The organism is Sphingomonas sp. PvP055 (assembly GCF_040546365.1).
GTDB lineage: Bacteria > Pseudomonadota > Alphaproteobacteria > Sphingomonadales > Sphingomonadaceae > Sphingomonas > Sphingomonas echinoides_A.
In genome coordinates this window covers 3,839,168-3,850,425 of sequence record NZ_JBEPNS010000001.1, presented here as the reverse complement: position 1 = coordinate 3,850,425, position 11,258 = coordinate 3,839,168, and the positions used below count along the sequence as shown (strand labels likewise).

The window sequence follows — 11,258 nt, the reverse complement described above, 5'->3', positions numbered from 1 at the left end:
GCGAGCGAGGACATGCGCGGTAGCGACGCAACGATACGACATGGGGGACCAGCGATGGATCGGCGGCATTTCATGAAATCGGGTTTGACGGCGGCGGCGGCAGTCGTGACGCCAACCGGGGCAGCAATCGGCGCGGTGCCGCCAAAACCCGGCAATCTCGGCTTCCCCGAGGATTTCCTGTGGGGGTGCGCGACCGCATCCTATCAGATCGAAGGCGCGGTGGCCGAAGACGGTCGCGGCAAGACCAATTGGGATGTGTTCGCGCACACCGCCGGGCGGGTCGCGAACGGCGATACCGGCGACACGGCGTGTGACAGCTACCATCGCTATGGCGAAGACATCGCGCTGCTCAAAAATCTCGGCGTCAAGGCGTACCGGCTGTCGATCGCCTGGTCGCGGATCTTCCCGCAGGGGCGCGGGACCCCCAATCCCAAGGGCATGGCCTATTACGACAGGCTGATCGACGCGCTGCTCGCTGCCGGGATCACGCCCTATGTCACGCTGTTCCATTGGGATTTGCCCGAAGCGCTGCCGGGCGGCTGGCAATCGCGCGACACCGCTTACGCGTTTGCCGATTATGCGGGGCATGTGGCGGGGAAATTGTCCGACCGGGTCGGGCACTTCATGACGGTCAACGAACTGCGCTGCTTCACCGACATCGGCCATGTCGAAGGCCGCCACGCGCCCGGGCTGCAACTGCCCCCGGCCGCAGCCAATCAGGTCCGCCATCACGGCGTGCTCGCGCACGGGCTCGGCGTCCAGGCGATCCGTGCGCATGCCCGCAGCGGAACGCAGGTCGGGATTGCCGACAATGCCAATTTCTACGTCCCCGTCATCGAAACACCCGAGCACATCGCCGCCGCAAAGACCGCGGTGCGCGAGGAAAACGCGATGTTCCTGACCGCGGTAATGGAGGGGCGCTACACCGACGGCTATCTCGCGCGCGAAGGCCGCAACGCGCCGCGCGTCGCATCGGGCGACATGGCGGTCATCGGCAGTCCGCTCGATTTCGTCGCGCTCAACATCTACGCGCCCACCTACGTCCGCGCCGACACGGGGCCGACCGGATACAAGATCCTGCCGCATCTGCCCTCATCGCCGCGGATGGCGTCACCCTGGCTCTATGTCGGCCCCGAAGTCGCGTATTGGGGCGTGCGGACGGTCAGCGAATTGTGGGCGCCCAAGGCACTCTACATCTCGGAGAATGGCACGTCGGCGGACGACCCGATCATCGATGGCCGGATCGATGACAGCGACCGGATCATGTACCTGCGCAACTATCTCGCCGAGTTCCACCGCGCGACGGTCGAGGGATACCCGCTGAAAGGGTATTTCCTGTGGAGCCTGATGGACAATTTCGAATGGGCGGACGGTTTCACCAAACGCTTCGGCATCCATCATGTCGATTTCGCGACACAGGTCCGCACGCCCAAGCTCAGCGCCGCCTGGTACCGCGAACTGATCCGCCGCAACGCTCTGGTCTGAGCGTCGCGACGGTCGTGCCCGCGCGGATCAGCGTTTCTTGACGAACTCGGCGCGCAGGACGAGGCCCTTGATCCCGTCGAAGCGACAGTCGATCTCCTGCGCGTCGCCGGTCAACCGAATCGATTTGATCAGCGTCCCGCGCTTGAGCGTTTGTCCCGCGCCCTTGACGGTCAGGTCCTTGATCAGCGTGACCTGATCGCCATCGGCCAGGATATTCCCGACCGAATCGCGGACCACGACCGCGCCGTCGTCGGTGGTCGTCTTGGTGGCCGCGTCGGATGCGCTGATCCATTCGCCGCTGGCTTCGTCATAGACGAAGGCATCGTCCTGGGTCATGTCGGTATCTGCCATGCTCACCCCTTGATGTTGACCATGGCGACCGGTTGTCCCTTGGTCGTCGGGTTGGATGCGTTCGCTTTGGGGGCCTTCTCGGCCTTGGGCTTGCGCGTTTCCTTGTTCGATTTCTTTTGGCTCTTCGCCATCGGGCATCCTTTCGGAGCGGAACGCCCCGCCGCCTTCCTAGCGCCGAACGCCCGATTCCGCGGCATCAATTCGTTTCGCCGCGGTGCGGCCACCGCACGTCCGGCACCGCTGCTATTTATCACGCGCGACGCAACCACCACGAGACCCGACCGTTTAGATGACACGCCGGACGTGCCACCCCTCGCGTCCGGCTACCCCACCCCCCCCACATCATATTCGAGGATCGACGACATGGGCTTGTTCACCAAGGATATCGTGACCTTCGAAGACCTGTTCCTGCATCAGCTGCAGGACGTCTATTATGCCGAGAATCAGATCACCAAGGCGCTGCCCAAGATGATCGACAAGGCAACCGACAGCGCGCTCAAGGCCGGCTTCCAGACGCATCTGCTCGAAACCGAAGGCCAGATCCGTCGCCTCGAGCAAGTCTTCGATCTGCTCGGCGAACAGCCCAAGGGCGCAACGTGTCCGGCAATCGAAGGCATCATCAAGGAAGCCAACGAAGTCGCGAGCGAAATCGCCGACAAGGCCGTGCTGGACGCGGCGCTGATCGCTTCGGCCCAAGCGGTCGAGCATTATGAGATCACGCGTTACGGCACGTTGATCGCTTGGTCCAAGCAGCTCGGCCGCGACCAGATCGCAGCGATCCTCCAGGAAACGCTCGACGAGGAATATGCGACCGACGACAAGCTGACCGCGATGGCGACCAGCAAGACCAACCCGAAGGCCGAAGCCGCCGCCTGAGCGACCGGCTTCAGAACGACCCCGGCACTTCGCGTTGCGTCGTGTCGGGGCGCTCGGGCGTCAGCAGCTCGAGCGAGCGTGCGGATGTCCGCAGCGACAGCGCCCCCTGCGACCCCGCAGTCCCCGAAATGGGCGTGCACGTCCGCCCCGCCAGATAGTCGAGCGCCGCGCGCGTCGACGATTCCTGCGGGTCGCCCATTTGATGCGTCAAATCGTCGCCAGCACGACAACTTGCTTCCATAATGGATGTCAAACCGTCGTAATACGCGCCCTGACGAGCGGCATTCTGCAGTGAAAAGGCAATGACTCGCAGCCGATCGTCACATTCTGGAAGGTCCAGCGCGATCTGCCCGACCGGCTTTCCGAACGTATTGGTCCCGATCAGCGCCGCATTGGTATGGAAATAGGGAACCGCCTGGGCGATCACAAGCTCGCTGGCGGAGGCGGTGCCCTGCGTCCCGATAAAGGCGATCCGCGTCGGGCTGATCGACTGCGGCTGTTTGACGTAAAAGGCGGTTTCGTTGTTGGACGATTTCTCAGGGCGAAACGTCGTATAATCAATGACATCCGTTGACGCACGCGCGCCGCCGAGCAGGTTCGCCAACACCTCCGCGATCGAAACCAGCCCCCCGCCATTGTAGCGCACGTCGATGATGACGCGGGTCACGCCTGCCGCCTTGAACCGCTCGAAGGCCGCGCGAAGTGCCGGATCGGCGGTCGAGATGAAGCTGCGCAGATTGATATACCCGACTTGCTCGCCAGAATCTGTCAGGATTTGAGCACCATAACGGCTCGATACCGGGGTCAGCGCATAGTCGGTCTTGGTAACCGATATGGTTCGCGTGCCGGTCGCATCGGTAATCCGCAGGACGCGCGTGGTCCCGGTCGTACTGGGCCCGAGCGCCTCGGTAACGCCTGCCGCCCCTTGCGCCGCGATGATCGTATCGACCGTTCGTAAGTCACTGGTATTCGTGCCGATCGCGAGGATTTCCGTGCCCCGGTCGATCCCTGCCGCGGCGGCCGCGGTCCCTTCGAAGCTTTCCGCGACGAACACCCTTCGGGCATCGGCGTCGGACGACAGTCGGAACCCGAAACCCGCACTCGCTCCCGACGCGTAATAGGAATTTTCGGACGCGATTGACGTGAGATAGGTGAAGAAGCGGTCCTTGCGCTGAGCCCGCGCAGTGGCGGTCAGCGCGTCGATATAATCGGGTACCGTCACATACGCGGTCGGGCTGATCGTCGCGGGCAGCGTCTCCGGAAACAGATACCATTCGCGCAACTGCGCCGCCGCCCAGTCCTGCCGATCGCGCAAAGAACAGCTCGCGGCTGCGGGCGTGGGTGATGGCGTCGGGGTCGCGGTAACGGTCGTCGCTGTGGTCGATCCTCCGCCCCCGCCGCCGCATGCGGACAGCAGCGCCGCAAGTGTCAGAAAGGTAACGGGTATGCGCGCTCGGACCATGATGCCACCTCTGCGATGAGGCTAGCGCGGATTGAGTAAGGTGTCAGCCGGCATGACGGGTATTCGGGGACGGCGTCCCCGTCCGCCCGGTCATGCGACCGGAACGAACGAGACCGCCGTCGAAGCAAGTACGGTCGTCAGGATCAGAGCGGCAACAAGCGAGAAGGCAACGCGCTGAACGGTTTCGAAACGAGTGGTCATGATAGGATCTCCCTGTGGATCGGCGTCCCGGACCATCCGATTGCCGACGGGAGATGCTCTGCAGGGAGCGTGCCAGTTTGGTACACTATTGAGAAACAACAGAAAAGTTTTGCATCGTTTCATGGAGCGGGCAGTGACGCAGTGCATTGCACCAAGAGTTGGCACAGATCCCTAAACGCGTCGGATCTGGTTCCGCCCGGCGTCCTTAGCCGCGTACAGCAGTTTGTCCGCGCGTCCGAACGCGGACCCCAGAAATTCGTCGGGATGTGCCTGGGTTACCCCGGCCGAGAAGGTCACCGCACCGAGCGGCTCGTCGGATTCCCGCAGCCGGTATCGCTTTTCCGCAACCGTCGCGCGGGCGCGTTCGAGCGTGGCATAGGCCTCTTCCAGGGTAATCCCCACAAACAGCACGGTAAATTCTTCACCGCCGTAGCGCGCGACCATGTGGCCGGCACAATTTTTGAGCAACGTCTCGGCGATCGCCTTGAGGACTCGGTCCCCGACCGAATGGCCAAAGCGGTCGTTGACGCGCTTGAAGCGATCCACGTCGCATACCGCCAGACAGAGGGTTTCTCCCCCGCTGCTGTGCTGGACGAAGCATTCCTCGAAGGCGCGCCGGTTGGGCAGGTTGGTGAGCGGGTCGCTCCGCGCATTGCTCTGCGCCTCCTCCAGCTTCAGCCGCAATTCCTCCGCTTCGTGCGTCGCGGCCGCCAGCCGTGCTTCTGCGGACTGTACGCGATCGAGCATGACTTCAGTCAGTTGCACCATATCGACCGTGCTATCGACCGTGCGCATCGCGTCCGCGCTTGCCGCGAGATCGCGTCCGAATCCCTGCGTTTCCGCACGGATCGCGTGCATCATGTCGGTGAAACCCTCGACCTGCATCTGAGTCTGGGCGACCAGCCCCGCGACCGGATCACAAACCTCCGGTATCGTCGGTGCTTGTCCATTCGTGATCTGGCCGCCGAGCTTTTCGATGTCCCGTGCGGTAAGCCGGATGCCGCCCTCCGTCAGCGCTGCAACCGATTTCGCCAGGACCCCATCGGGCTGACTGATGACGCGGTAGGCAAAGGCATAATGCAGCGGGTCCGGACTAAGACGATGCTCGGTCAGGAATTTCCCAATTCGCCCGAACACCTGATCGGCCCGGTACTCGACCGTTTCCAGTCGTGCTTCCCTTGCCGTAGCCATCGTTCCCGAGCGTCCCTTAAACCCGCGGCATCGTACAGGTACGATGCCTTCCCCGACGGAAGGCCTATCCGCAAACTGCTAATTTAGCGTGACCGAAAACCGATCCGGTTCCCGTGGCTCCGCCGTCAGCGTGTGATGGCGATCCCGAAGCGGGCGTGGTTGACGATACGATTGTACGCAACCAGCGTCTCACCGTAACCCGTGAAAAATTCCCCGAAAAGATAGACATGCGGCAAGGTCTGGCTGATCCGGGCAAGCGGATAGGAGACGAAGGACTCCGTGCTGCCCTTGCCCGTCCCCGGATTGCCACGTCCGGTGAGAACGACTTTCAAGCCATCACGCTGACCGATCGACAGGCCGAGCGAGCTGTAGCCGTAATACCGGTCCAGATCTGGGGCGAGTCCTTGGTCACCAAAATAGCCCCAGACCATCGGCGTGATCCCGATCGCCCAGCCGTTCCCGATCGGAATCGATTTATTTGCGCGCAAATAGAACCGGTTGACGTCGATCGAGTTGGTCACGCCGCCGCCATTCGAATCATGACGATACCCGCCCCCGATCGTCAGCGTTCGCTGAATCGGCACGTCGATGAACACTTCGGGCGAGAACCCTTGTGCGGTGAGCGGAGCGGATGGCCGGTCGGTCGCAAGGAAGAAGGTGTGGGTGTAGGCAAAGTCGAGTCGCGGTCCATCCTCACGCCCGATCAGCCGGAAATCGAAGCTGGCGGTGACTTTCGAGCCCGAGCTGCCGGCGCCCATCACGGCATAGGTTGGTGCATAGGGGCGAAGGCGGTCGAGAAACCCGCCCGTTCCACCGCGCGAGGTCGCGATCACCGTTTCGCCCTTTGCCCCGGTGGCACTCGAGGCCACGACGATCGGGGGTTTCTGCTCGGCAGATTGCGCGGTGGGGGAATTGCCCGCAACCGCAACAACCGGGTCGGATGCCGCCAGATGATACCGAAGCCGTGCAAAACCACCGGGCGCGACCGTCGCAGCGCTATCGGCAGCCGCGACGAACCGCAGATGCGTTCCGTCCTTGGCAACGGTTTCGATTTCGGTCGGACCCACGGCAGGTTGCACCGCCTGTGTTTCGTTGATCACGAAAACATCGATCCCCGCGCGGGCTTCCTCCGCTGAAGCGGGTGGGTCGATCAGCGGGCGCAATTGGGCGGTTGCCGGCGTTGCTGCGAGGGCGATCGGAACGAGGCACGCCGACGCCGCAAATCGTTTGAAAACTTTCATGATTCCCGACCCCGTTCACCCCGATGGCGCCGTTCGCACGGCGTTCGCGACTTGCACGGACTGGCGATTTCGCGCCAGCCGGATTACGCAGGGCGAATGCGAATTACCGAATCCGATCTTTCCCTTGCCGCCGCCGCTCGCCGACGCCGCAGGGGCCGCCATCCGTCCGTATTGGCGGACAGAACAAGGGCTTGAGATGAAAGGCGACGCGTCGCCCGTCACGCTCGCCGATCGCGCAGCCGAAGCGGCGATGCGCACGCTGATCGAGCGTGTGTTCCCCGACGACGCGATCATCGGCGAGGAATATGGCGTGCGCGAAGGGACGTCAGGCCGCGCCTGGGTGCTCGATCCGATCGACGGCACGCGCGCGTTCATCTCCGGGCGACCGATCTTCGGGACGTTGATTGCGCTGGTGGTCGAGGGGTGGCCGATGCTCGGCGTGATCGATCAGCCGATCATCGGGGAGCGCTGGGTCGGCATGACGGGCAAGCCGACGCTGTTCAACGGCAAGCCAGCCGTCACGCGCCGCTGTCCCGAGCTAAGCCAGGCGCTGCTCGCAACGACCTCGCCCGCGCTGTTCAAGGATGAGCAGTTGCATGCCTTCGAGCATCTCGATGCGGCGGTGCGCAGCACGGTACTGGGCGGGGATTGCTACAATTACGGTTGTGTCGCGAGCGGTTGGCTCGACGTCGTGGTCGAGGCCGAACTCAAGCTGCACGATTTCGCGGCCCTGGTGCCGATCGTCGAGGGTGCCGGCGGGCGGATGTGCGACTGGGCGGGGGACCCGCTGACCGCCGACAGCGTCGGCGAAGTCGTCGCGGCCGGAGATCCTGCACGGATCGAGGATATCCTTGAAGCGCTGGCCTGCCGTGGTGGGCATTGAAGGCTGGCGTGGACTGAGCTTATCCCCCGCGTTTGAGAAGAGCCTTCAAACCCAGTGCGCGACGGAATAGCCAGCCGGACAGTTCTCCCGCTGTTCCGGTACGGACGACCGGAACCGTCAGTTGCGAATAGTGTTTCGTCGTGAAAATCTGCGCGCGCTCATAGGCGCTATACTGCATCGCAATGTGGCCTTCCCCGACGATCCGAACATGGGGATAGTCTTCGAGCAAGGGTGCAATCGCGCGGGTATAGACAATCGGTCCGGTCAACCGCAGCACGCCGATACGGCCGACATTGGTAAACCATGGGCTATAACTGTCGATATTGGCCAATACCGCGATGATGACGGCACGGAGGAACGGATGGCCGGGGCAGGCGATCACGTGCCACTGCTGAAATTCGCCGCCCGGGATATCCGCGAGCTCCGGTAAAAGCCCGATCCCGGCATGTTCGCTGCCTTGATCGTTGCGCCATTGCGATACGATGAAGCCCTCGTCGCCACGGATCACGTCGTCGATCGGGATCGTAAAGCGGCTTTTGATATCGAGATAGACCCCGCCAAGCCGGTAGATCAAAAGGTACCGAAACAAGTCCGCACGCGCAGCACCATATTCCGGTCGTATCTTGCGATACGTTTCCAAGATCTCCTCGCCATAAGCGTCCCTTATGAACGCTTCGCGCTCGTCGGAGGAGTAGAGGCGAAACGCCCAGCTGGGGTTTTCCGCCATCCACCGATCTAGCCCGTTCCGAAGAACTTCGGGCAGATCCCGGGTGGGATACGTTTGGTGGACGACCTTGGGAATTGCGGTTCCCATAGGTGTTACCGGCAAGCGCTCAGACCAATAGTCGACCCGCTGGCGGCGATGTGCTGCGTGGCGGGCACCGACGATCGGCAAGGTTTCAAAAGGCATTATTTTTCATCGCAGACCTCTCTGCCGAAAGCAATGCAACCAGGGTTTTGCTCTTGTACGCTACATTTCATGGCAGCAACTGAACGGAGGGATCCCGTAGCCCGCCTGATCGCTGCAGGACGGCGGTCGTTGCACTTAGAAGATCCCGAGGAACTTCTTGCGCTGCCCGGACCGTTCTCCCGCGGTCTTCTTTCCGTCCTCGGCCTTGGCGGTGGTGCCATGCCCGACGTCGTCGCGACGTTCCCCCTTCGTCGTACGCTGTGCCGTAGCGGGGGCCGCAGCCAAAACCGGTCCGCATTGCGCCGCCTTGGCGTCGCCGATGTCGACGAACGCCAGCAGCCCGGCGACCGGCGTACCAACGACACTCAAGCCGAGCGCGGCGCCCGCGCGTCCGATCAATTGCGGGCTGATCACGCTATAGCCCGGCTTGGCGAAGCTGCCGTTCAACCCGATCGGTGACTGCGCCGACAGGAAGCTGAAGCGCTTGCCGTCCGCGCGCACCGCCAGATCGAGTGCTTCTGACTTGAAGCTAAACCCGCCGCGACCGACAATCACATTCTTCTCTGTGTCGATCAAAATAGGGTCCGCAGCAGCGACGCCGTTGCGAACGGTAAAGCCGATCAGTCCGCAGTTGATCTTCACCGGTTCCTTGAGCTTTCCCTGGAACAGCTTTTGCGCGAACGTACCAATGTCGAGTTCCGACAATTGAACGTTGCGCGTCCAGAACGAGCCACCCGGCATAACGAACGCGATCCGACCATGCGAAGTCGCCAGCGAATCATGCAACGAATCTCCGTCTCCCTCGAGAAGGATCCGCCCCTTGATAACACCGCTGGTGCCCGCTTCGGCGACGCCATAGCCGGCAAGCAGGCGAGCCATTGGGGTAGGGGCGAGGCGAATGTCGTAGGTATCATGGGCAGGACGACGGCGCGCGTCGATCGTAATGTCCGATGCGACATCGCCGCGCGCCATGACGAACGTCAGCGGGGACAGTTTTAGCAGGCTGTCTTTTAGCGACAGCGTCAGGTCGATGTTGGAGACCGGAACGTTCTTCGAACGCACCACGCCGACCCGGTAGCGTACGTCGGCGTTGAAGTTCTTGAGCGTCTCGACCGGGATTTCAGCGTCCGGCAGCAATCGCGCCGGCGCGGCGCCGGTGCTTGCCGCCGCGGCGACCGCGCCCTTGGTCGCGATGATATCGGGGTTGTAGCCAATGAACGGGGCTGCATCGATGATGTCAAGTTTGCGTGTGGTCAGCTCTGCGGCGACGTGCAGTCGCGGCTCGATATTTCGCACGGTGAACTTGCCGGCAAGATCGCTGTCGCCGAACCGACCAGACAGGCGCGTGAAGGCGTAGGTCGTGTCGGTCTTGATCAAAGTTGCCGTGACCGCATAAGTACGAGTGCGCGGAATGGCGACACCAATGATATCTAGCAATTCAGCAAGATTACGCCCGCGCGATGTAACCGACAGCGGGACGTTCTCGATATCGGCGATGCTCGGCAACGTCCCGGCAACGGTAATATGATTGTTGGCGGCATCGGCAGCAACTTCAAGCTTGTTCTTGCCGCGGGCGACGGTTGCGTCGGGGGATAGTAACGCGCCTTTCAGCGTGAACGGTGTATCCCGTACCTTTCCATCGCCCGTGAAACGCACTGATTTGCCGATTCGTGCGTCGGTCGAGGTGATCGTCTGGAAGGCGAGATCGGTCTGCAGCCGCATCCGCGGGTCGAGATAGCGCAGCGTCGTGCCTGCCACCGTCGCAACGTCGATTCGCGGGAAATCGAGCGGCTTGCCACCCTTCTTGTCGCTGAACGTCCAGCTGTTGCTGGTATGCGGCGCGTTCCATTCGAGATCGACCGCGCCATCGGTCAGGTCGAGCGTGTAGAAATGGCGCTTCCCGAACAGCATCGACAGCGGTGCGATTCGTGCGTCGATCTGCTTCGCCGCGAACAGATCCGGTCTGGAGGCATAGGATGGATTGGAGATCGTCATTCCCTCGGCACGGAAATGAATCGTGATCGGGTCGAAATAAAGCTGGAAGTCGTTGGCCACCTTCACTTGGCGATGCGTCGCGGACGACACGATTCGCTCGAATGGACTCTTTAGGAACCGGCCCTTGGTGATGTAGAGCACCAGCCACACCAGAAACAGCGCAACGACCAGGCCGATCACGACGTTTCGAACGATCCGCCACCAGCGTTTGCGCTGGGCGGTTTGTACCGGTTGCGCCGGGGGCGCGGCAGCGGGCGGGGAGGGTGCAGCGTCCATCGCGGTGAAACCGTTCGCCAGCCGTAATCGTTCCTCGACGGATCTGCGGTTGCGTTTTCGCAAGGGGGCGGGTATGCGCCCGCTTTCCTGCGAGTAAGAGGAACTGCCCGGCCGGTATGGGCTGCCGTGGCCGTTCATAGATCGTCGCAAAACTGAAAGGACGAAAATGCCCAAACTCAAGACGAAGAGCGGCGTTAAAAAGCGCTTCAAGCTCACCGCATCCGGCCTGCTGAAGCACGGCGTCGCTGGCAAGCGTCACCGGTTGATGAGCCACAACGCCAAGTACATTCGCCAGAATCGCCGCACCAAGGTGCTGTCCAAGGCCGACACGGCCACCGTTAAGGCGTGGGCGCCTTACGGTCTCGGCTGAATCGGAGGGATTAGAGA

Annotated in this window: 10 protein-coding genes and 1 pseudogene; 4 read left to right on the top strand and 7 right to left on the bottom strand. The window is 62.4% G+C overall.

From position 1 onward, the window contains the following. The first annotated feature begins 54 nt into the window (after positions 1-54). On the top strand, positions 55-1,485 hold the full coding sequence (locus ABIC16_RS17985; RefSeq protein ID WP_354292114.1) for a GH1 family beta-glucosidase: 1,431 nt from the start codon (positions 55-57) through the stop codon (positions 1,483-1,485). 27 nt (positions 1,486-1,512) lie between these two features. On the opposite strand, the gene ABIC16_RS17980 is transcribed toward ABIC16_RS17985, so the two are convergent. Further along, positions 1,513-1,821: an alkylphosphonate utilization protein gene (locus ABIC16_RS17980; protein WP_354292380.1), complete on the bottom strand. Its 309-nt coding sequence runs from the start codon at positions 1,819-1,821 to the stop codon at positions 1,513-1,515. A 17-nt stretch (positions 1,822-1,838) separates the two neighbouring features. Further along, the gene (locus ABIC16_RS17975) at positions 1,839-1,967 is read right to left on the bottom strand and encodes a hypothetical protein (RefSeq protein WP_269724634.1); all 129 of its coding nucleotides are present in this window, start codon (positions 1,965-1,967) and stop codon (positions 1,839-1,841) included. Between the two features lie 232 nt (positions 1,968-2,199). Here ABIC16_RS17975 and ABIC16_RS17970 point away from each other — a divergent pair, with 232 nt between their 5' ends. Continuing rightward, on the top strand, positions 2,200-2,712 hold the full coding sequence (locus ABIC16_RS17970) for a YciE/YciF ferroxidase family protein (protein ID WP_277968974.1): 513 nt from the start codon (positions 2,200-2,202) through the stop codon (positions 2,710-2,712). Between the two features lie 10 nt (positions 2,713-2,722). On the opposite strand, the gene ABIC16_RS17965 is transcribed toward ABIC16_RS17970, so the two are convergent. The 3 genes from ABIC16_RS17965 to ABIC16_RS17955 all read right to left on the bottom strand — a co-directional run bounded on the left by ABIC16_RS17965 (position 2,723) and on the right by ABIC16_RS17955 (position 6,807). Next, a complete protein-coding gene (locus ABIC16_RS17965) occupies positions 2,723-4,174 on the bottom strand; it encodes a S41 family peptidase (RefSeq protein ID WP_354292113.1) in 1,452 nt (483 codons plus the stop codon). 372 nt (positions 4,175-4,546) lie between these two features. Further along, on the bottom strand, positions 4,547-5,566 hold the full coding sequence (locus tag ABIC16_RS17960; RefSeq protein WP_354292112.1) for a GGDEF domain-containing protein: 1,020 nt from the start codon (positions 5,564-5,566) through the stop codon (positions 4,547-4,549). Positions 5,567-5,691: 125 nt separating this feature from the next. Then, entirely contained in the window at positions 5,692-6,807 is a 1,116-nt protein-coding gene (locus ABIC16_RS17955) for a phospholipase A (protein WP_354292111.1), read from the bottom strand. 96 nt (positions 6,808-6,903) lie between these two features. Between ABIC16_RS17955 and hisN the strand changes: the two are divergent. Then, a pseudogene (gene hisN / locus ABIC16_RS17950) lies at positions 6,904-7,690 on the top strand (histidinol-phosphatase). Positions 7,691-7,709: 19 nt separating this feature from the next. On the opposite strand, the gene ABIC16_RS17945 reads toward hisN, so the two are convergent. Then, on the bottom strand, positions 7,710-8,585 hold the full coding sequence (locus ABIC16_RS17945) for a glycosyltransferase family 32 protein (protein WP_354292110.1): 876 nt from the start codon (positions 8,583-8,585) through the stop codon (positions 7,710-7,712). 150 nt (positions 8,586-8,735) lie between these two features. Continuing rightward, positions 8,736-10,871, bottom strand: a complete 2,136-nt coding sequence (locus ABIC16_RS17940) for an AsmA family protein (RefSeq protein ID WP_354292109.1) — start codon at positions 10,869-10,871, stop codon at positions 8,736-8,738. Between the two features lie 166 nt (positions 10,872-11,037). Between ABIC16_RS17940 and rpmI the strand changes: the two genes are divergently transcribed. Then, positions 11,038-11,241 carry a 50S ribosomal protein L35 gene (gene rpmI, locus ABIC16_RS17935; RefSeq protein WP_010406001.1) on the top strand — a complete coding sequence of 68 codons (204 nt, stop codon included), beginning with the start codon at positions 11,038-11,040 and terminating at the stop codon, positions 11,239-11,241. Positions 11,242-11,258: the final 17 nt, after the last annotated feature.